This window comes from Bradyrhizobium sp. SZCCHNR3119 (assembly GCF_032487775.1).
GTDB lineage: Bacteria > Pseudomonadota > Alphaproteobacteria > Rhizobiales > Xanthobacteraceae > Bradyrhizobium.
Genome location: NZ_JAUEUV010000001.1, coordinates 3,317,034 through 3,339,361 on the forward strand (window position 1 = coordinate 3,317,034; position 22,328 = coordinate 3,339,361).

The 22,328-nt window shown below is 65.6% G+C and carries 13 protein-coding genes; 6 read left to right on the plus strand and 7 right to left on the minus strand.

The window, feature by feature from the left end; translation table 11 throughout:
- Positions 1-18: 18 nt before the first annotated feature.
- The 3 genes from QX034_RS15450 to QX034_RS15460 all read right to left on the minus strand — a co-directional run bounded on the left by QX034_RS15450 (position 19) and on the right by QX034_RS15460 (position 5,761).
- Entirely contained in the window at positions 19-1,323 is a 1,305-nt protein-coding gene (locus QX034_RS15450) for an MFS transporter (protein WP_316190587.1), read from the minus strand.
- A gap of 179 nt (positions 1,324-1,502) precedes the next feature.
- Positions 1,503-2,294, minus strand: a complete 792-nt coding sequence (locus QX034_RS15455; RefSeq protein WP_315703110.1) for a protein-L-isoaspartate O-methyltransferase family protein — start codon at positions 2,292-2,294, stop codon at positions 1,503-1,505.
- Positions 2,291-5,761 carry an adenylate/guanylate cyclase domain-containing protein gene (locus QX034_RS15460; RefSeq protein ID WP_315701718.1) on the minus strand — a complete coding sequence of 1,157 codons (3,471 nt, stop codon included), beginning with the start codon at positions 5,759-5,761 and terminating at the stop codon, positions 2,291-2,293. The genes QX034_RS15455 and QX034_RS15460 overlap by 4 nt, the downstream gene beginning before the upstream one ends.
- 213 nt (positions 5,762-5,974) lie before the next feature.
- Between QX034_RS15460 and QX034_RS15465 the strand changes: the two genes are divergently transcribed.
- From QX034_RS15465 to QX034_RS15475, 3 genes are all read left to right on the plus strand, one after another.
- Entirely contained in the window at positions 5,975-12,349 is a 6,375-nt protein-coding gene (locus QX034_RS15465) for a non-ribosomal peptide synthetase (protein ID WP_316195556.1), read from the plus strand.
- A gap of 60 nt (positions 12,350-12,409) precedes the next feature.
- On the plus strand, positions 12,410-12,673 hold the full coding sequence (locus QX034_RS15470; RefSeq protein ID WP_315701716.1) for a hypothetical protein: 264 nt from the start codon (positions 12,410-12,412) through the stop codon (positions 12,671-12,673).
- Between the two features lie 168 nt (positions 12,674-12,841).
- Positions 12,842-14,320: a D-aminoacylase gene (locus tag QX034_RS15475; RefSeq protein ID WP_316195558.1), complete on the plus strand. Its 1,479-nt coding sequence runs from the start codon at positions 12,842-12,844 to the stop codon at positions 14,318-14,320.
- A 12-nt stretch (positions 14,321-14,332) separates the two neighbouring features.
- On the opposite strand, the gene QX034_RS15480 is transcribed toward QX034_RS15475, so the two are convergent.
- Positions 14,333-15,400 carry a LacI family DNA-binding transcriptional regulator gene (locus QX034_RS15480; RefSeq protein ID WP_315728905.1) on the minus strand — a complete coding sequence of 356 codons (1,068 nt, stop codon included), beginning with the start codon at positions 15,398-15,400 and terminating at the stop codon, positions 14,333-14,335.
- A 116-nt stretch (positions 15,401-15,516) separates the two neighbouring features.
- Between QX034_RS15480 and QX034_RS15485 the strand changes: the two genes are divergently transcribed.
- On the plus strand, positions 15,517-16,818 hold the full coding sequence (locus tag QX034_RS15485) for a M24 family metallopeptidase (RefSeq protein ID WP_315728904.1): 1,302 nt from the start codon (positions 15,517-15,519) through the stop codon (positions 16,816-16,818).
- 151 nt (positions 16,819-16,969) lie between these two features.
- Positions 16,970-17,935, plus strand: a complete 966-nt coding sequence (locus QX034_RS15490; RefSeq protein WP_315728903.1) for an NAD(P)-dependent oxidoreductase — start codon at positions 16,970-16,972, stop codon at positions 17,933-17,935.
- 7 nt (positions 17,936-17,942) lie between these two features.
- On the opposite strand, the gene QX034_RS15495 is transcribed toward QX034_RS15490, so the two are convergent.
- From QX034_RS15495 to QX034_RS15505, 3 genes are all read right to left on the minus strand, one after another.
- Complete coding sequence (locus tag QX034_RS15495; RefSeq protein WP_315701711.1) at positions 17,943-19,256, minus strand: tetratricopeptide repeat protein; 1,314 nt, start codon at positions 19,254-19,256, stop codon at positions 17,943-17,945.
- Between the two features lies 1 nt (position 19,257).
- Positions 19,258-20,268: an aldo/keto reductase gene (locus tag QX034_RS15500; protein ID WP_315701710.1), complete on the minus strand. Its 1,011-nt coding sequence runs from the start codon at positions 20,266-20,268 to the stop codon at positions 19,258-19,260.
- A 199-nt stretch (positions 20,269-20,467) separates the two neighbouring features.
- Complete coding sequence (locus QX034_RS15505) at positions 20,468-20,890, minus strand: PaaI family thioesterase (protein ID WP_315701709.1); 423 nt, start codon at positions 20,888-20,890, stop codon at positions 20,468-20,470.
- 135 nt (positions 20,891-21,025) lie between these two features.
- On the opposite strand from QX034_RS15505, the gene QX034_RS15510 reads away from it, so the two are divergent.
- Positions 21,026-22,213, plus strand: coding sequence for a hypothetical protein (locus QX034_RS15510; RefSeq protein ID WP_316195559.1), 1,188 nt, complete (start codon positions 21,026-21,028; stop codon positions 22,211-22,213).
- The last annotated feature ends 115 nt before the right edge of the window (positions 22,214-22,328 follow it).

Here is a 22,328-nt window from a genome sequence, read left to right on the forward strand (position 1 = left end):
TCGCGGCCGCCGCGAGACTCAGCTCTTCAGCGGCAGCCGCGCCGTCTCCGGCGTCGCCAGCACGGCCAGCGCGCTGATCAGCGAGAGCGCGATGATGTAGAGCGAGATCGCCCAGGATGCGCCGGCCCAGACCAGCAGTGCGGTGGCGATCATCGGCGAGAATCCGCCGCTGAGTGCCGCCGCGACATTGGCGCCGAGCGAGGCGCCGCTATAGCGCACGCGTGTACCGAACAATTCCGGCATGAAGGCGGCCTTCGGCCCGAACAGCAGCGCGTGTGTCATCGTCATGGTGACGATCATCGCGACCGTGATGATGGTCGGATCCCTGGTGTCGAGCAGCCAGAACAGCGGGAAGGCGAGCACGATCGTGGTCAAGGCGCCGGTCAGGTACAGCGCCTTGCGGCCGTAGATGTCGGAGAGCCAGCCCGCCAGCGGCAAGGTGATGAATTCGACGAGAGCGGCATAGACCACCGCGTTGAGCACGACCTCGCGCGGCAGCGCCAGCCTGCTGTTGGCATAGGTGATCACGAACACGGTCAGGATGTAGGCGAGGCCGACCTCGGAGACGGTGATCCCGACAGCCAGCAGAAAGCTCCGCCAGTCGCGCCTGATGACCTCCACCACGGGCTGGGCGACCCGCTCCTTGCGCGCGACCAGTTCCTGGAACGCGGGCGTCTCGGCCAGCCGGAAGCGGACGAACAGGCCGATCGCGACCATGATGATGCTCGCGAGAAACGGCACGCGCCAGCCCCAGTTCAGGAAGCTCGCCTCGGGAAGCGCGCTCATTACGCTGAAGATCGCGGTGGAGGCGGCGACGCCGGCCGGAAATCCGACCTGCACCAGGCTGCCCCAGAAGCCGCGGCGATCGCCGGCATGTTCGGCCACCATGATGACCGCGCCGCTCCACTCGCCGCCGAGCCCGATGCCCTGCACGAAGCGCAGCGCGACCAGGAGGATCGGCGCCCAGATGCCGATCTGCTGGTACGTCGGCAGGCAGCCGATCAGGAACGTGCCGGCGCCCATGATCAGCAGCGTTGCCATCAGCATCGTCTTGCGGCCGAGCCGATCGCCGAAATGGCCGATAATGGCACCGCCGATCGGCCGGGCCACGAAGCCCACGGCATAGGTGCCGAACGCTGCGATCGTCCCCATCAACGGATCGAAGGCCGGGAAAAACAGTTTGTTGAACACCAGCGCGGCAGCCGTGCCGTAGATCAGGAAATCGTACCATTCGATCGCGGTGCCCAGCACGCTGGCGCTCACCACATGGGCGATCGGCGAAGCCGTGGTGCGGTCGGATAGGGTTTCGGTCGCCATCGTCATCGTGCAATCCCTTTTGATGCAATCCACCAGGCTGGCATTCAGTAACAGCCAGGCCTCGATCAAAATGCAGGCTCAGTCGTCAGCATGTGTCATGCTACCGCCGTTTGCGGAAGCCAACCAGAACGCGGCGTGAGCCGTCCACGCAAAACAAGAGCGAGCTGAGCGCGCCACCGCCACGCTCAGCCGCATGGCAGCCCGTGCTCGATCCGACGGAAGCGCACGGGCGCGATCGCCGCCGCGCGCTCCCACCACTCGACCACACGTTGGTCGAGCGCGCTGCCGCCGCGGCCCTGGCCGGGAAATATCGCGATGCGCCGGATCGCCTCCGCCTGATAGCCTTTGTCCAGCCGCCGGATCCTGATCACGGTGCCTTCGCGCGAGGGGCCGGTGAGCGGCAGCAGCAGCCGTCCTCCGGGCCGCAGCGCGTTGATCCATGCCGGATGCGGCTGCGTGAAGCCGGCATGGACGATGATCACGTCGGCCTTGCCGCCGATGTCCCGGCAGCCGTCGCCGCAGACGACCTCGACATTCCCGTAGCTGCGCAGGTTGGCCCCGGCGCGCGCGGCGAACGCCGCGTCGCATTCGATGGCGCGGACGTTACCTTTGGGGCCGACGATCTCGGACAGGATCGCGGAGTAATAGCCGAGGCCGCAGCCGATCTGCACCACGCGCTCGCCCTCCGCGACGTCGAGCACGTCGATGAAATGAGCCCAGAGACTCGGCAATCCGGTGTCCAGGCGCCGGCGCGCATCGATCGCAACCAGCACGTTGTCGTAGAGATGGACCGGATCGGCGCTTTCGGTCTTGTAGTAACTGCGTGAGAATTCGCTTCTGATCCGCCAAGGGCCCTTGCGCAGGAAGGCTTCCCGCGGCACGGCTTCGAGTGCTGCAAGCAGCCGCGCGGAGGCGATGTGCTCCCGGCCCGCAATGCGCGCGACGTAATGCTGCCGCGCGGCTGCGAGCTCGTTCAATCCGTCGGCTCGCTCCATGGCTGATCCTTGCTGTCCAGGCCGAGCTCGTCCATCAGCTGGATCGCGTCCTTCATGTCGGGCGTCTCAAACCCTTCGGTGAATTTGCGGCACACCGGCAGGATGAGCTCCGCGGCCTGCTGCTGCCGTCCGGTGTCGCGCAGCAGGCGGGTGAGGCTGACGGAGCTGCGCAGCTCCCACGACAACGCGCTCTGCTCGCGGGCAATTTCGAGCGATTGGCGAAACAGCTCCTCGGCATCAGGCGCAGCGGTCAGGCCGCCTTGCATCAGGGTGATGTCTCCCTGCAGGCGGTAGATCTCGGCCAGGAGGAAATGGTCGCCGGTGCGCTTGGCCATGGCGAGCGCACCGTCCAGCGCGCGAAGCGCCGCGTCGGGCATGCCGGCGCGGACATAGGCGCAGGCAAGCATGCTTCTGAACCAGGAGCTGGCGAGCCAGGAGTCCGTACCCTCATAGGCATCGAGGCCGGCCTGCAATTGCTTCAGACCGTCATCGATGTCGCCAAGCTCGGCGGCGGCCCAGCCTTTGAGGATGCTGGCTTGATATTTGTAATGCAGAAAGCCGTGTTCGGACGAGATCGCGAAGGCGCGCTCGGCGTGCCGCATGGTGCCCTCGACATCGCGCAGATGCTGGCACAGATAGGCACCGAACTCGCACGCAAAGGCCAAGGTGAACGGATGGCGCAGCGTGCCAGCGATCGAAATTGCCCGTTCGCTGTATTCGCGCGCCATGTCGGGATGGCCGAGAAACCAGAGCAGATAGCCGAGATAGGACAGCGACACGACGCCGGAATCGATGCCATGGCGCTCACGCAGGTCGTCATAAAGATCGCTGCCGTAGAGATTGATGCAGCGCTGCAGATGGTGATGTGAGGCGGTGAACCGGCCGCGATACAGCATGGTCATCGCGATCGCCCGGTGCGCCTCGATCAGATATTCCTTCCTGTGATGCGCCACCTGCTGCGTTTGATTGGCGCGATCGCGCTTGGCGAATTTCAGCAGCTCCACGCTGAGATCGTGAGCCTTCTTGAGATCGGCGCGGATGAAGTGGCAGACCCAAAGCCCGCGCATCGCGGCGAACACCTTGGCCTCGTCGTCGAGGCGCTGACCCAGCTCGAGCGCGCGCGCGAAATTCTCCTCGACCTCCTGCACCGCATAACCTTTGGCGGCGATCAGCGCGGTCCCGAGTGCGAGCCGGAGCTCGAGCTCCATCTCGTCGCACCGTGGCATGTGCGGATTGCCCTGGACGACGCCAAGCCCGCGCCGCAGATGGCCGATGGCTTCGAGATTGGCGCCGGTCTGAGCCGCCTGCCGGCCGGCTTTGAGCCAGAAGCCCGCAGCCGGTTCGCTCTGGCCGGATTCGGTCAGGTGATAGGCAAGCAGTTCCGGCTCCCGCTCGGCCTTGTCGGGATATTGGCTCGCCAGCACCTGCGCGATCCTGGCGTGCAGCTTGCGCCGGTCGCTGTGCAGCAGGCTTGCATGCGCGGCATTCTGGATCATCACATGCTTGAAGGTGTAGGCCGCCTCCGGCGGATAGCCGCGGCAGACGATCAGCCCTGCCTCCTCGAGATGATCGAGGGCCGCTTCGATATGGTCCGGCGTGGCGTCGGCCACCGCGTTCAGGATCTTGTAGGAGAATTCCCGTCCGATGGTGGCGCCGACCTGGGCGATCTTCTTGAACGGCCCGGTGCGGTCGATGCGCGCCATCAGCGAGTCCGTCAGCGTTGCCGGGATCGCGAGCTGCCGCCAGGGTCCCGCGAACACATAGCGTCCCTGCTTTTCGGTCAGCATGTTGGATTCGATCACCGCCTTGGTCAGCTCTTCCAGGAACAGCGGTACGCCGTCGGTCTTGACGATGATCTCCTCGATCACCTCGCGGGGCAGCTCGGTGCGGCCGGCGACACGTTCGACCAGGGTCGTCCGCAGCTCGCGGTTGAGCCGGCTCAAGGTCAGCATCGCCATATGGTGATCGGCCTTCCAGCTGGGCTGAAATTCCGGACGGCAGGTGATCACCAGGAGAATGCCCGCGTTCTGGACCTTCTCCACCAGCAGATCGAGCACCTCGAGCGAAGACGGATCGATCCAGTGCACGTCCTCAAAGCCGACCAGCAAGGGCCGGTCGCTGGCCAGGCCGATCAGGTGGTTGACCAGCGCCACCACCATTGCGTCCTTCTGCTGTTGCGGAGAGAGGTCGAGGCGGGCGTAGCGGTCGGCGGTCGGTATCGACAGCAACGCCGCAAACAGCGGCGCCACGCGCTCCGCATCGCCCTTGGCCGCGGCGACCGTCGCCTCGAGTCCCGACAGCGACGGCGCGCCGGGACTGTCATAGTCGAGGCCGAGGGCGAATTTGAGCTGTTCGACAAAGGGGTGAAACGGGGTGCTGACATAGTAAGGAGAGCACTGGAACGACACATGGCCATGCGGCTCACCCGCGACCCTCTCGCGGATCTCCTGCACGATGCGCGACTTTCCGATGCCGGGATCGCCGGACAGCAGCACGACCTGGCCCTTGCCTTCCTTGGCCTGCAGCCAGCGGCTCATCAGCACCGTTAGCTCTTCGTCGCGATTGACGAGCCGGGTCAGTCGCGGTCCCATCGCGGCGAAACGAGTTTCGACCCGAGACGGGCGGACCACGCGCCATGCCTGGATCTTTTCGGTGATCCCTTTGAGCGCGTGCATGCCGAGATCTTGGTAGTCGAACTTGCCCTTGAGCAGGGACTGCGTCGACTGCGCAATGACGAGGCCGTTGGCCGGCGCAAGCCCCTGCAGCCGCGCGGCGAGATTCAGCGTCTCGCCGACGGCGGAGTCGCGCTCCTCCGTGCTCTGGCCGATGAGGTCGCCGACCACGGCGAGTCCCGTCGCAATGCCGATCCGAACCGCGGGTGTGTGGCTCGGCTTGCCGGCGGGCTTGTCGTCCCGCGCCATCGACAGCGTTCGCACGATCTCAAGGCCGGCGCGCACCGCACGCTCGGCATCGTCTTCATGCGCGTTCGGATACCCGAAATAGACCAGAATGCCATCGCCGACATAGCGGGCCGCGAAGCCTTCGTAGCAGCGCACCACCCGCACGCAGGTCTCGCGGAAGCTTGCGATGATCTCGCGGACGTCCTCCGGATCGAACTGTTCGGACAGCGAAGTCGAATCCACCATGTCGCAGAACATGACGGTGAGCTGTCGCCGCTCGGCCAGCACGGTCGTGCGTGGCGCGGCGCTCTTTGAGTTCTCTTGAGTCTCGGGAGCCGCCGCGCGTAGCGAGGCTGCCGCGCGTTGCAGCCGCTTGCGATCGCCGAGCGGGATGCCGAGTTCGGCGAAATTGGCCTCATTCAGATCGGGGATGACGTCGAGATCGATGCGATGAAGAACGAACAGGTCGTGATATTGGCCAAGTCCGAAATCTTCGAGCCAGCGCGCTAAACCTTCTCCGCGTCCGGAGCTCAGCTCTTGTTTCGGCATAACGACCTGTCTGGCTTAAGCGTCGCCGCAAACGTACCGTCTCCGCATTATTAGATAAATTGGGGACTCCGCTCTACGTTGGGCTGGACACGCTCTCAAAGGTTTAAAACAATAGCCTACACTTTCAGAAAAGGCACCAATTTGCCAGATATTGATTTTCAGTCGTCCCCAGGATCAGCCGTCGAGCCATTCTTCTCGAGCATCGGGGCACTTTTGCAATGTCATGCAGCAGCGAGTCCCGATCGCGCAGCCATTATTGGTCCAACGGGCGCCGCGGTTAGCTATGCGGAGCTCTGGGCGCTCACGTCCGAGCTCTTGCGCGATCTCCGCGCGCTGGGCATCGGCCCCGCCGACCGGCTCGCAGTCATGCTGCCGCGCGGCTCGGAGAACGCGATCGTTTTGACTGCTGTCGCTGCAAGTGCGGTCTGCGTTCCCGTCAATCCGGATTTCACCGCGGATGAGCTGCTGCGCTATTTCAGTGATCTCCGCCTTTCCGCCCTGGTGACGCGTGCAGACATGTCGTCCGCCAGTCGTGGCGTCGCGCACACGCTCGGCATTCCCGTCATCGAGATCGCGCCGAGAGAGCGTGCAGGTTTCGTGTTGACCGGCCGTCCGATCCGGCCCGCCGTGGCAGCGGGTGTGGCGACGTCAGCGGACGACGCTTTCATCTTGCTGACGTCGGGGACGGCCTCGCGGCCGAAAATGGTGCCGCTCACGCAGGCGAGTGTCTGTCGTTCGGCCTACAATGCGGGTGCGGTGTTGCGGCTGACGGGCGAAGACCGTCTGCTCAATGTGCTGCCTTTGTTCCATGCCCATGGTCTGATCTCCGGCGTGCTCACGGCGCTGAGCGCCGGATCGAGCGTGATCTGCACGTCGGGCTTTGATGCGCAGGGCTTCTTCGCCTGCCTGCGCGAGTTGCGGCCGAGTTGGTACACCGCGGTGCCTGCGATCCATCGCGCGCTGCTGTCCGCGTCGGAAGCGCAGGCCGATTCGGTTTCCGACTGTTCGCTGCGCGTGATTCGCTCTGCCTCGTCATCCCTGGCGCCGGCCGTCCTCGAAGGCCTGGAGGCGCTGTTCGGCGTGCCGGTCATCGAGACCTATGGCATGACCGAAGGCGCATCGCAGATCGCGGCCAATCCGATCGAGCTCCGCAAGGTCGGGTCGGTCGGGCGGTCGGCCGGTCCTGAGATCGCGATCATGGACGAGCAGGGCGGGGTGCTCCCGGTGGGCGCCCGCGGCGAGATCATGCTGCGCGGCCCGACCATCACGCGCGGCTATTGCGATGATCCCGCCGCAACCGCAGCCGCGTTTCGTGACGGCTGGTTCAGGACGGGCGATCTCGGCTATCTCGACGCGGATGGCTATCTCTTCATCGCCGGGCGGATCAAGGACATCATCAATCGCGGCGGGCAGAAGGTGTCGCCGGAGGAGGTCGAGCAGGTCCTGCTTCGTCACCCTGACGTGCTGGAAGCGGCCGCTTTTGCGATGCCGCATCCACGGCTTGGCGAGGCGGTCGCAGCCGCGATCGTCCCGAAGCCAAAAGCGAGGTTGGATGCGGACCAACTGCGACAGTTCGCCGGGACGCAGCTCGCCGGATATAAAGTCCCCAGCGTGATCCATCTCGCGACGGCGCTGCCGAAAGGAGCGAGCGGCAAGATCAAGCGGAGCGCTCTCGCAGAGACGTTTGCGGCGCCTGTCAACGCGCCGGCGGCGGGCGCGTCGGCACCGCGGACCGAGGCGGAAATGCAGCTCGCCGGGATCTGGGCTGGACTGCTCGAGTGCAGCGAGATCGGTGTCGATCAGGACGTGTTCGCGCTCGGTGCCGACTCGATCCTGGTGACGCAGTTCCTCTCCCGCGTGCGCGACCAGCTTCGGGTCACGCTGTCATTTCGGGATGTATTCGACGCACCGACGGTGGCGGCCCTCGCCGCGCGGCTGCAGGCAACCTCGCGCAGGCGGGCAATCGCCGCACCAGGCTGGCGCGCCCCGGCCGCCTATGAGGTCGCAGCACCGCTCTCCTTCCAGCAGCAGCGAATCCATTTTCTGGCCGATCTCGATCCGACAGGCTGTCATTATAATGTCGTGGAAGCCGTGCGGCTCACAGGTCCGCTCGACGTTGCGGCTCTCGACGCCAGCATTGCCGAGATCTGCCGGCGCCATGACACCCTGCGCAGCACCTTCTCCGAGCGGCGCGGCAGGCGGGTTCAAATCGCTCAGCCAGCGCCGGCCGAGCTGCATCGGATCGACCTGGGCGACACTCCGGCCGCCGACCGGGATGGGGTGGTGCGCAACGAAGTGCTGCAGATCATGCGGTCGAAAGCCGACCTTGCGCAGCAGCCGCCATTCCAGGCCTGGCTGTTTCATTTGGCTGACGCCGACCATGCACTCGTCATCCGCATCCACCATGTCGCGACGGACGGCTGGTCGCAGCGGCTGTTTTGGGAGGAGCTGGGCGCCCATTACGGGCGCCATTGCGGCCTTTCGGCCGATCGGCTGCCACCGCCTGCGATCCAGTATCGCCAATTCGTCGCCTGGCAGCAGGGTTGGCTACGCACCCAGGCCGCCAAGCAACAGCTGGCCTATTGGCATGCGCAGCTCGAGGGCCTCACGGTGTTGCCGTTGCGGACCGATCGTCCGCGCCCGGTGAGCTTGAGCGGCCGCGGTGCCCGCCATGCTCTGGCGTTCACGCCCGTTTTGTCTGAGCGAATCCGAGCATTCTGCCGCGCCGAAGGCGTCACACCGTTCATGACGCTGCTCGCGGCGTTCCAGGGCCTTCTCTATCGCGTCACCGGCCACGCCGACGTCGCGGTTGGCTCGCTGATCGCCAACCGCAACCAGGTCGAGATCGAGCGGCTGATCGGCATGTTCGCCAATACGATCGTGCTGCGCACCGATTTATCGGGCGATCCGAGTTTCCGTGCGCTGCTCGCGCGCGTCCGCACCGTCACCATCGATGCCTATCGCAACCAGGATCTGCCGATTGAGGAGGTGCTGCGGACCGCGCCGCTGCTGCGCGGCCAGGATGCGGCGCCGCTGTTTCGGGTCATGTTCGTTCTGCAGAATGCCACGACCACGACGCCGACACTTCCGGGATTGTCCGTCGATCTCATCGACGTCGATCCGGGAGTGGCACGCTTCGATCTGACGCTGGAGCTCAACGATTCCGGCGAGGCCTATGCCGGCTTCCTCGAATACAGCACCGACCTGTTCGAAGCTGGCACGATTGCGCGAATGGCGGCGCATCTCGATACGCTGCTTCAGGCTGCCCTCGACGATCCGGGCGCGCCGATAACGCAGTTGGAGATGCTGCCCGCCTCGGAGCGGCGTGAGGTTCTGGAGTTGGCGGCGGGCTCGCGGATCGATTTCGGATCGCAGGGCGATGTGCTGGCGGGCCTCGCCGCGCAGGTCGCGCGCATGCCGGAGGCGATCGCGGTGTCCGATGCCGGGCATCGCATCAGCTATCGTGAACTCGATGCGTCCAGCGCAGCGATTGCCGGCCGGCTGATCAGCGAGGGTCTAGGGCCGGAAGCGGTGGTCGCCCTATGGGGCGCGCGCTCGCCGCATCTGCTGGCGGCTATGGTCGGCGTGCATCGTGCCGACGCCGCGTTCCTCTGTCTCGATCCTGCGCAACCGGCGCCGCGCCTTGTCCATATGCTCAAAGACAGCGGCGCAGCCTTTATTCTGGCGTCGAAGGGCGAGGTCGCGGCGCTGCAGCCGGTCATGGATCAATTGGCGACCGAGGTTCAGCCGAGGATTGCTCTGATCGACGAACTGGTCACGACGCCTCCGTCCGGTGGCGCTGCGTTGCCGAGCGTCGCAGAGACTGGTCTCGCCTATGTCATCTACACGTCGGGCTCGTCGGGTTGGCCGAAGGGTACGCTGATCGAACGGCGCGGGCTGGCAAATCACCTTGCCTCGGTGGTTGCCGCGTTCGGACTTGGCCCTGGCGACGTAGTCGCGCAGACTGCGCCGCAAAGTTTCGTCATCGCGGTGTGGCAGTGCCTGGCTGGACTAACGGTCGGCGCCCGCATTCATGTCTGCGCCGCCGAGGTGGTGAGGGATCCCGTCCTGCTGGCGCAGGAGATCGGCGCGCACGGCATCACCGTGCTGCAGATCGTACCGTCGCTGCTGCGCGCGCTGCTGGAGCAGGTCGAGGACCAAGCCATCACGCGCGCGCTGTCCGGCCTGCGCATCGTCATTGCAACCGGCGAGCCGCTGACCGTGGATCTTTGCCGCAGCTGGTTGACGCACTTTCCGGATATCCCGTTGGTCAATGCCTATGGCGCATCGGAATGCTCCGATGACGTCACCTTGCATCGCATGACCTCTGCACCGGAGCCGGGCGGCGTGGTTTCGATCGGCCAACCATTGCCGAACACGCAGGTCTATGTGCTGGACGGACAGTTTCAGCCGGTGCCGATCGGCGTGGTCGGCGAAATCTGCGTCGGCGGCGCCGGCGTGGCCCGTGGCTACCTCAATGACCCGGCTCGGACAGCTGAGCGGTTTGTGCCCGATCCCTTCTCGGCCATCGCCGGTGCGCGGCTCTATCGCACCGGCGATCTCGGTCGCCGGCGTGCGGACGGGGCGCTCGAATGCCTCGGGCGCATGGATCGCCAGCTGAAAATTCGTGGCCACAGAATCGAGCTGCAGGAAATCGAGCAGGTTCTGCTCGATCACCCGCTGGTCCGCCACGCGATCGTCGAACCGCATGGCCTCGCTGGTCGCGACATCCGGCTGATCGCCCATGTGGTGCCGGCCTCTGGCGGTCGGCTGACCGCGAGCGAGCTACGCAGCTTTATCAAGGCGAAGCTGCCGGGCCATATGATCCCCTCGGCCTTCCTGTTTCTCGACCGGCTGCCATTGAATGCACATGGCAAGGTGGATCGCGCGGTCCTGAAGGCAAGCCCGATCGCGGATGTCACGGAGGGGCCGGAGCCGATCGCGCCCGAGAACGCGATCGAGACGCTCGTCTGCGAGATCTGGGCCGAGGTGCTGAAGCGACGCCGCATTGGCGCCACCGACAATTTCTTCGAGCTTGGCGGCCACTCCCTGCTGGCGGGCCAAGTCATGGCTCGCCTCGCCGCAGCGTTGCAGCTGTCTCTGCCGATGAAGGTTCTGTTCGAGGCGCCGACCGTGACGGCGTTCGCGCAACGGATCGATCAGGCCCGGGCCCAGCAGGTCCAGCCAATGCAGCTCATTCCGGCGATCGCACGGGGGGCTGGGCCGCAGGCCTCAATGGCGCAGGCGCAGATGATCAGGATGGAGCATGCGCTGCCTGGGCTGCCGCAGTTCAATCTGCCCTTCGCATTCCGGCTTGTCGGCCCCATCAAGATCGACGCGCTCGCGCGAGGTCTTTCCGATGTAGTGAGACGTCATGACGTCCTGCGCACCGGGTTCGGCAGGGGTGACGACGAGCCTCACGCGGTCGTGATCGCTCCCGATCAGGTGTCCGGAATCCTGTCGGTGGAGGATCTGGCCGATGGTGCTGCAGACGACGATCGGCCCAGCCAGCGTTTGCGTCTGAGGGCTGCGAAGCTGATCGCACAGCAGGAGGCCTGGACACCGTTCGATGTCAGCCATGCTCCGCTGCTTCGCGCGCGGCTGTTGCGGCTCGCCGTCGACGATCACGTCCTGCTGATCACCTTCCACCATGCCGTCGTCGATGGCTGGTCGATCGGGCTGCTGCTCGAGGAAATCTCGCAAACCTGCTCGTCGTTGCCCGCACCCGAGCCGCTGCTTCCGCCCCAGGGCAAGCTGACCTTCTCCGACGTCGCCCGATGGCAGCGTGCGTGGTGTACGACCGCCGCCGCGGATGAGCAGATGTGTTATTGGCGCGAGGTTCTGCATGCGGCGACGCCGGTGTTTGGTCCTGGGGGGCGCGGCGTCGCAGCGCGGCTTGGCGCACGCACCGGCCACGAGCCCGTCCAGCTTACGCGCAGCCTGATCAAACGGTTGGACGCGTTCGCGAAATCGCAGAACGGGACGCTGTTCATGGGTCTGCTGACCGCACTCAACGCGGTGCTCATGAAGCGGACCGGACGGCAGGATATTTGTATCGCGACCTCGATGGCCAATCGCGTCCAGCCGGCGACCGAGCGCGTGGTCGGGCCGTTGGAAAACACGGTCATCATTCGCACCCGACTCACGCCGGACCTGTCGTTTACTGAAGCCTTCGATCGGGTGCGCCGCGCGGTGCTCGATGCGCATGCCCGGCAGGAACTGCCCTTCAACGTTCTGGCCGAGCAATTGGCCGACAAGGATAGTATCGATCCCGCCGGTCTGATCCAGGTGTATTTCACTCTGCAAAATCCGCTGCGTCAGCCGTTGAGGCTGCCCGGCGTTGCCGTGAATCCGCTCGGAGATGTGGCCCGTGAAGGCCAGCCGGTGCTCCCGGTCAATCAGACCTGGCTTAGTCTGATGCTCAAGGAGCGTCCGACCGGCATCACCGGCACGCTGGGCTACAAGACCGATCTGTTCGCGTCCGACGACATGGCGACATGGGTGGCGGATTTCAGAGCGATCCTCGAGATGGCCATCGCCGGCTCTCGGACGTCATTGGCCGAACTGCTCGATCGCCAGGCGGCTTGAACCGGTTGACGACGCCGAACTCAGATGTTCGGCCTGTGAGTAGCGCGGGATCGATCTTGATTGTTCGCTGGCGCCGGGCAACAGTGCGCCCCGTTGCAATCGGCAACCGCGAGCCGAAAGGAAGGGGTTACTATGGGCTTTGTCAAATATATTGATTTCAGCGCCTTGTCCGATGAAGAGCGGGAAGCTCTGCAGAAGATGCTCGAAAGCCAGAAAGAAGAATTGATGGAGGCCCTGAAGAACGCAAATCAGGGTCTTTCCGCACTGAAGAAGCAGGCCAAGAAGTCTGCGAAGAAGGCCAAGCCCAAGAAGGGCAAGAAGTAAACGGGCCTTGCGCCGGCGCCTTGTCCATTCGATGAGTTCGCCAATTGCCGCCCATTCGTACTCGCCAATGTCCGAAGTTCGCCGGAGTCCGGGGGGGCAAGATATCGTGCCGATGTCTGCGAATGCTGAGTTGCGAACTTCGGCAAGAAGGTGCTGGCGCGAGTCATTATGACTGAGCAGACCCCGGGCTTCGATTTCCTTATCCGCGGCGGCGTCGTGATCGACGGCACCAAGGCGCCGCGATTTGCTGCCGATGTCGGCATTCGCGACGGCCGCATCGCCGCGATCGGCGATCTCGCTGGCCAGTCTGCTCACCGGACGATCGATGCAGACGGCAAGATCGTCGCGCCGGGCTTCATCGATTCCCATACCCATGATGACGGCGCGGTGCTGCTCGACCCGCAGATGGTCTGCAAGATCTCGCAAGGTGTGACCACCGTCGTCACCGGCAATTGCGGCGTCAGCATCGCCCCGCTCAAGCCGGGAACGCCGCGGCCGATGCCGCTGGGTCTGCTTGCCGCCGGCGACGGCCGCAAGGCCGAGTTCGCCACCTTCGCCGCCTATATGGCTGCGCTGCGTGCGGCGCCGGCTTCCGTCAACGTTGCGCCGATGGTCGGGCACACCGCGCTGCGCGCGTCCGTCATGAGCGACCTCGGCCGTGCGGCAACGGATGCAGAGGTGGCCGAAATGCGCGCCTTGGTGCAGGAGGCGCTGGATGCCGGCGCGCTGGGCATCTCCACGGGCACCTATTACCCGCCGGCGGAAGCGGCGCCGACCGAAGAGATCATCGAGGTCTGCCGTCCCTTGACGGGGACAGGCGCGGTCTATGCAACGCATATGCGTAATGAGGCGGATCGCTGTGCCGAGTCGCTCGAGGAGAGCTTTGCGATCGGCCGGGCACTCGACGTGCAGGTGGTGATCTCACATCACAAGCTGGCGGGGCCGGCGAATTTCGGCAAATCCAAGCTCACCCTGCCGATGATCCGTGGCGCGATGCAGTGCCAATGCGTCGCGCTCGACTGCTATCCCTACAACGCCTCCTCGACGATGCTGCACCTCGATCCGGCCAAGCTGCAGGTGAAGGTGGTCGTCGCGGCCTCCAAGCCGCATCCGGAGATGGCCGGCCGCGATCTCTCGGACATCGCCGCCGAGTGGGGCGTCGACCGGCTCGAAGCCGCGAAGCGGCTGCAGCCGGCCTCGGCGATCTACTTCTCGATGGATGAGGCCGACGTGCAGAACATCCTGGCGTTCGAGCCGACCATGATCGGCTCCGACGGGCTGCCGTTCGGCGAGCGGCCGCATCCGCGGCTCTGGGGCACGTTCCCGCGCGTGCTCGGCTATTACTGCCGCGAGCTCAATCTGTTCTCGCTGGAAACCGCGGTGTGGAAGATGAGCGGGCTGACTGCGGCGAATTTCGGCATCCGGGAGCGCGGGACCATCGCGGTCGGCAACCGCGCCGACATCACGATCTTCGACCCGGCCACGGTGCGAGACACCGCGACCTATGACGAGCCCTGCGTGCCCGCCGCTGGCATCGAGGCCGTCATCGTCAACGGCGCGCTGACCTGGTTGCAGGGCGTGCATCAGGGCGCCAACGCCGGACAGGTGATCACGCGCGCCATGCCGGACGGCAAAGCGCTCCAATAACATCCGTTACCGTCAGCGCTGCGCAGGTCCCGACGTCGAGCCGCGCACGATCAGGCTCGGCGCCAGCACGACATGCTCGAGTTTCGCCGCCGGACTTGCGATACGGCCGAGCAGGAGCCGGGCTGCCGCTTCGCCCATCCGACGTTGCGCGATGCGCACCGTGGTCAGAGGCGGCGAGACCATATCCACGAAGGGCATGTCGTTGTGGCCGACCACTGAGATGTCCTGCGGGCACTTGAGCCCGCGTGCGGCGAGCGCGTCGTAGACGCCGAGCGCCAGCAGGTCATTGGCCGCGACGACCGCGCTGGGGCGCGCCTTGCGGTCGAGCAGCCTTAGCGCCGCAGCTCGCCCGGCCTCGCGTGTATAGGCTGCGGCAGTCTCCACCATGATGCCGTCCGCAGTTAGTCCGAGCTGCTTGGCGCTGGCCTCGAAGCCGGCGCGGCGCCGCGCGCCGGTCGAGACGTTTGCCGGCCCGGCGACGTGAGCGATGCGCCGATGGCCGAGACCGACGAGATGATCGACCGCAAACCGCATGCCTGTTTCGTCGTCGCTGGCCGCTGAAGGCAGCCGCGCGCCGGCATCGACCCGGTTGACCAGCACGACCGGCAGCGCCGCATCCAGGCAATGCTTTACGATTCCGTCGCGCAAGCCGACGGTGGCGAGTACGAGGCCGTCGACGCCGCGGGCGATCAGGCGATCGATCAACTCCTGCTGCGAGCCGTTTGCTCCGACGTCGACGACGATGGTCGCATAGCCGGCGGCCTCGAGCTGCTCGGCAATGCCGGACAGGATCGGCGGGAAGCCGGGGTCGGCGATATCGGGCGCGAGCACGCCGATCAGGCCGCTGCGCCCGGTGCGCAGGCCCTGGGCCGCCGTGTTCAGGCGATAGCCAAGGGCGTTTGCGATCCGCTGAACGCGCTGCGCGACATCGTCCGCCACGAGATGCCTCATGGCCGGGCTCAGCGCGCGCGACACGGTCGAGGGATGCACGCCGCAGCGCTCGGCGATGTCCTTGATGGTCGGGCGCGCCGAGAAATTTGTTGCGCGCTTGCGCGGCGATGGCAGCGGGTTCCGTTTCATCTGCGTGATCTTCATGCCGCGTCGCAGCGACGTTTGAACGTCCGTCCGCCTTGACAGCTTTCGGCCATCTGCAATAAACCCGCATTTGCAATCGATTGCAAGCCGGAGATCCGCAGATGACTGCCAGCGCTCTCAAGCCGCATCTTGTCAGTCCCGAGCATCTCGATCCGCATTGGCGTTGGAACCGCGCCATTCCTTCGCATGGCCACGTCTCGGTCGATTTCGAACGCCGTGTCGATTTCGACCGGCTGCGGCGCTACCGGCTGGCGCGCGCGCGTGCGGCGCTGAAGGCGTCGGGCTGCGGCGCGCTGCTGCTGTTCGACGTGAACAACATCCGCTACGTCTCCGGCACCAAGATCGGCGAATGGGAGCGCGACAAGCTCTGCCGCTTCGCGCTGCTGGCGGGCGATGGCGAGCCGATCGTGTGGGATTTCGGCTCGGCGGCCGTGCATCACCGGATCTTCTGCGACTGGCTTGCGCCGGAGAATTGCCGCGCCGGCATGCTCGGCATGCGCGGCACCGTGCCGCCTGCGGTCGGGCTGATGAAGGCGCATGCCGAGGAGGTGATGAGCCTGCTGCGCTCCGCCGGCGTCGCCGACATGCCCGTCGGCGTCGACCTCGCCGAGACCGCGATGTTCTTCGAGCTCCAGAAGGCCGGCATCAAGGTCGTCGATGGCCAGCAGGTGATGCTGGACGCGCGCGAGATCAAGAACATCGACGAGATCATGCTGTTGAACCAGGCCGCGGCCATGGTCGACGGCGTCTATCATTCGATCTACGAGCATCTGAAGCCGGGTGTGCGCGAGAACGACATCGTCGCGCTCGCCAACAAGCTGCTCTACGAGATGGGCTCCGACGACGTCGAGGCGATCAACGCCATCTCCGGCGAGCGCTGCAATCCGCATCCGCACAATTTCACCGACCGGATCCTGCGGCCCGGCGACCAAGCCTTCTTCGACATTCTGCAGTCCTACCAGGGCTACCGCACCTGCTACTACCGCACCTTCAATGTCGGCCGCGCCACGCCGGTGCAGCACGATGCCTACAAGCAGTGCCGCGAATGGCTCGACAACGCGATCGCGCTGATCAAGCCGGGCGTCTCGACCGATACGGTCGCGAAGGTCTGGCCGAAGGCGGAGGAGTTCGGCTTTCCATCCGAGATGGCCGCGTTCGGCCTGCAATTCGGCCACGGTCTTGGCCTTGCTCTGCATGAGCGTCCGATCATCTCCCGCCTGGTCTCGCTCGAGCATCCGATGGAGATCAAGACCGGCATGGTGTTCGCGCTGGAGACCTATTGTCCCGCCGCCGACGGTTACTCCGCGGCGCGGATCGAGGAAGAGGTCGTGGTCACCGACAAGGGCTGCCAGGTGATCACGCTATTCCCGGCGGAAGAGCTGCCGATCGCCAACCGCTATTGAGCAAAAGGACTTGGCGACTAATAAAGTTGTTTTCGCGCTTTCGTCATTGCGAGCGAAGCGATCCAGGGGCGGTGGACATGACTCTGGTTTGCTTCGTCGCTTCGCTCCTCGCAATGACGGAAGCCGTCGCAAGTAGGACGGAGAGATGACAATGACGGCGACGCACACGCTGGGCTGGATCGGCATGGGCCGGATGGGCTTTCCGATGGCCGAACGGCTGTTGAAGGCCGGCCACAAGGTCTCGATCTTCAACCGCACCCGCGCCAAGGCAGAGCCGCTCGCCGCCAAGGGCGGCGTGATCGTGGATCGCCCGAGCGATCTTTCCGCTTGCGACATCGTGTTCTCGATGGTCTCCACGGCCAAGGATCTCGAGCAGGTGTATTTCGGCGAGCATGGCCTCGTCTCCGCCAGCTCGGGCACGCGGCCCAAGATCCTGGTCGATTGCTCCTCGATCGGCGTCGAACAATCCGAGGCGATCGCGGCCCGGTTGAAGGAGAAAGGCTGTGAGTTCGTGCGCGCGCCGGTCTCCGGCAACGGCAAATGCGTCAAGGCCGGCAAGCTGTCGTCCGTGGTGTCGGGATCGAAGGCGGCGTTCGATCAGGTCGCGCCGTATCTGGCGAAGATCGCGGCTTCCGGCGTGTCCTATGTCGGCGACGGCGAGCTCGCGCGCATCTGCAAGATCGCGCACAACGTCTTCCTTGGCGTCATCATCCAGAACCTCGCCGAGATCACGATCCTGGCGCAGAAGGCCGGCGTGCCGCGCCATGCCTTCCTCGACTTCATGAATGCGAGCGTGATGGGCTCGACCTTCACCAAGTACAAGAGCAACGCGCTGGTCAATCTCGACTGGACGACGACCTTCACGCCGGCGCTGCTGCGCAAGGATCTCGATCTCGGCCTTTCGGCGGCGCGCCAGCTCGATGTGGCGATGCCGGTGACGGCGGCCACGCGCGAGGCGCTGCAGGCCCATGTCGGCGCCGCCAGCTTGCAGCCCGATCCCGCCGGCTATCTGGAAAAGGACTTTGCCGCGCTGCTCGAGACCGTCGCGCTCGCCGCTGGCATCAAATTGCAGCCTGAGAACGTGCCGATGCCGACGGGGCTGGAGACGGAAGGATAGTCGAGGCCTACGCGCTCGCCAATGCCCGCCACCGCGTGTCGCGTGCCGAGGGGCGGCGGTGCAGGCGAGCATCGAGCACGGCACGCGCCCGCGCGAGCTTGCCACTGCGGATCAGTGCCAGAATGTAGGTGTCCTCGATCACCTCGCGCTGGGCATGGCTGCCGCCGATCCTGGCGAGATCGCCGATGACGGGGGTGAGCTGATCGACGCAGGCGCGCCAGTTGCTCTCGGCGAACGCGCGCAGCGCGCGCACCATGTGCGGAACGATGCGACCGGCCGCGAGCTTGCCCTCGGCCAAGCGTCGTTCGATCGCAGCGAGCCGTCCGCTCAGCGCGGCGCGATCATGCGTCGCTGCTGCGATCAGCGTCAGGTGCATCTCGACGAACGGCAGGCTCGACCCCGCGAAGCGGTTGTGTGCATAGCTGGATAGATCGGTCCAGGCGCCGGGCGGTACGGATTGTCCGTCTGCCGCGAGCCGCCACAGCAGCGAGGCGCAGTCGGAGAGCGCGTTGAGCGGCGGCGCGGAGACCATGGCCGGCGCGAGCACGTCGGAGTAGAGGGCCAGCGCCTTGGCGGAGTCGCCCTGGTCCAGTGCACCGAGCGCCTGATGCCAGCGGATATGGCCGTGCAGCATGCCGGTCCGGTCGTAGTCGTCGATCCAGTCGGTCACGAGCGCGTCGGCCTCGCCGATCGAACCCTCCTCGAACATCGCATGCAGCAGCGCGTGTACGACATAGGCGTTCTGGCGACGCAGCGCAAAGCTGCGCTCGGTGATGGCGCGCCCTCGCGTGAGCTCGCCGGCCTCGGTCAGCGCCCAGCCATGGTTGGACTTGAACCACCAGTCATCGCCATAGGCGTCTGCGTAGCTGTCGCACAGCTCGCGCCGGGCGGCGTCATGATCGGCACGGCCGGAGAATGCCAGCAGGCCGAACGCCCCGAGCGGCAGTGCCATCACCATCGCGTCGCGCGGCCAGCTCGCAAGATGCGACAACGTCGCGGTCAGCGCCTCCGCGCTGCGGCCCTGGATGGCGAGCGATAGCGTCGCGACATGGCTCCGCTCGCGTGCGGTGCCGTGCCGTTCGACCAGTTCGCGCGCGCGTCCGATGGTCTGCAGGGCAGGCTCGCGCTGCTGATAGATGGCGTGGACCCGAGCGCGGGCGGCATGGGCCAGCGCGAATTCCGGATCGCGCATGATCGCCCGCTCGAATGCTTCGGCAGCACCGGGCCAGAATGCGAGCAGGAGATCGACGCCCTCGCGATAGGCCGTAGCGGCCTCGGCGGAGGTGGTCGACAGTGGCAGCCCGTAACGATCCTCGTCCATATCAGCCCACCAGCGGCCTGCGGCCTTCGATCGGATAGGCCGGATCGTTGTAGCCCGGCGTCGAGGCGTGGCCGGTGACGACGAGGCGATCGATCAATGCCTCGTCATCGGCCGCGAAGGGGTAGTCGAGCGCGCGGAGGTAATCGTCCCATTGCGCCTCGGTGCGAGGGCCGGCGATCACCGAGCTCACGAAGGATGAGTTCAGCACCCAGGCGACCGCGAACTGGCCGGCGGTGAAGCCTTTGGCCTCGGCGTGGCGCTTGATCTCCTGGGCGAGCCGTAGGGACTCCGGCCGCCATTCGGTCTGCATCATCCTGGTGTCGTTGCGTCCGGCGCGGCTGTCCTCGGCCGGCGGAGCATCGGGGCTGTATTTGCCGGTCAGCACGCCGCGCGCCAGCGGGCTATAGGGCACCACGCCGAGACCGTAGTAGCCGCAGGCCGGCAGATGCTCGACTTCCGGCATGCGGTTCATCGCATTGTAATAGGGCTGGCTGACCGCCGGACGGTCGATGCCGAGCCGGTCGCAGATGTTGCAGATCTCGGCCAAGCGCCAGGCGCGATAGTTGGAGACGCCGAAATAGCGGATCTTGCCGGCCCGCATGAGGTCGCCGATCGCGCGTACCGTCTCGTCCAGCGGCGTCGCGTGATCCTCCTTGTGCAGATAGTAGATGTCGATGTGGTCGGTGCCCAATCGCGCCAGGCTTTCATCTGCCGCCTGCAGCACCCAGCGCCGCGACAGCCCGGCGCGATTGGGATCGTCGCCCATCGGATTGGCAAGCTTCGTGGCAAGGACCCAGCTGTGGCGGTCATTCGCAATGGCGCGCCCCACCACCTGCTCGGAGAGACCCTTGTTGTACGCGTCCGCGGTGTCGATGAAGTTGATGCCGGCGTCGTGAGCCCCGGCGATGATGCGGGCCGAGGTTGCCTCGTCGGTCGGGCCGCCGAACATCATGGTGCCCAGGCAGATCGGCGATACTTTCAGGCCGCTGCGGCCGAGCTGGCGGTAGTGCATGGGGTGAGCCTTGTCCTGCTTTATCTTGCCGCGTACGCGGAGATCGGATGGAAACATAGATCTCTCAGCGCGTCATTGCGAGCGCAAGCGGGTGGACGCGTCATTCCGGGGCGATGCGAAGCATCGAACCCGGAATCTCGAGATTCCGGGTTCGCTCGTTTCACTCGCGCCCCGGAATGACGGAGTGAAGGCCAAGCCATCACTCGCTCTTCAGGATCTTGAACACGCCGCTCGCCATCGCGATCACGCGGTGCTCGACGGTGATCTCGGTGGTGATGAAGACCAGGCTGCGCGTGGTGCGCACCACATGTGGCCGCGAAATCAGGATTTCGCCGATCTTGCCGGCTTCGACGAAATGGGTGTCGAACTGCACGGTGGCCATGTGCGGCTTGCCGGCGACGTGGCGCGCGGTCATGCCGCAGCTGCGATCGGCCAGCGTCATGATCACGCCGCCCTGGACCAGGCCCCGGCGATTGTGATGCTTGTCCTCGGTCACCAGTGCGTGTTCGAGAGCACCCTCGACCTGACGCTGCCACAGCGGCCCGATCAGGTGCAGGAAGCCCGTGGTGTCTACGATCTCCCAGCCGTCGGAAATCATCCTGGTTGCGACCTTCTGACTCATCGGCGGCGGTTCCATCCCTGCTACGGCTGCTCGAAAGACGTCATCGCCGGCGGTTCCTGCAGCGTCAAGTTCCCGGAAGCTGCCATCGGCCGGTCTCCGTCTGGAAGTCGCCGCGGTTTCGGCTACAACCGAGCCATGCTCCATCGTCCGATTCGCGCATCCCTGTTGATACTTGCCTGCGGGCTGTCGCTCGCAGCCCCGCCGGCGCTCGCCGCGGGGCCGAACGCGTCGTTGCGGGCGGCTGCGGACGCCATGGCGCAAGCCGCTTCACCGGAGGCGATCGCCGATTATCGCCGCAAGCTTGCCGAATATCAGGAGGCTAGGGCCGCGTTCGAGCAGGAGGCTGGCGCCTATTGGAAGGCCATCGCAGAGAAGCGGCGCGGTCGAAATGCCAAGCGGCGCGAACACCAGCCGATCGCGCTGGACGACTACGTCCTGGAGCAGCCGCCGGTTTATACCGGGCCGAAGCGGCCGGTGAATCCGGAGCCCGAGCAGGAACCGCCGCCGCGCGAGCGCAAATACATCCCTGTCGTCGCCGATCTCGTGAAGGCGGCACGGGAGCAATTCCAATGGCAGCCGCAGCAGCCGGCCAATGACATCGATTTCAAGCGTGCCTATGCCCGCTTCGCCGCCGCGAGCGGGCTGACGCGCGAGCAGGCGGTGCGGGTCTATGCGTTCGAGACCGGCGGCAACGGCCGTCACGACTCGCAGTCCGGTTTCAAGGCCAATCGTGCGATCTCGACCGCGGTCGGCTACAATCAGTTGCTCACCACCAACAGCGTCGAGCTTCTGGCGGAGCAGGGGCCGCTGTTCATCCGGCTGTTGGGGGAGCGCGTCGCCCAGGCGTCCGGCCCGGCTCGGGCGGCGATGGAGCGCAAGCTCTCCGTCCTGAAGAAGATGGTCGCGATCGCGCGCTCGGTGCCGGACGATTGGTCGGCGCACGAGAAGATCGGCGACACCGAGCAGGGTTGGGCCATGCATGCGATGGTGCTCGACATCGATGTCGGCCCGATGCTGCAAACTCATAAACTCCTCACCTCGGTGCTGTTCGCGCGCGCCAAGGGCTACACGCGTCCGCTGACCGCGGCCGAGCTCGAGATGATGAACCTGACCGGAGACGGCACCGGCTTCGACATGGTCACCATGCCGCTGGCGATGCGCGACCAGGTGCCGACCACCAACTTCTTCCAGCGCTCAGGCTATGAGCGCAATCCGGTCGCGGTCCGCCATAACACCGTGGCGAAGCTGCTCGCGGTCACTGACGCCAGGATGGATTCGCTCAGCAACCTGCCGGGCGCGAAGGAATTGGCCGCGGCATTTTAGCGCGGCCAACAGGACGAGTTGGACGAAAGCGCCGGCGCAAATGCGCTGGCTCACCTCCTTCTTCCACGTGGGATTGGGTGAGCACCGCTACCGAGTCCGGAGGTCGCTCGCGCCA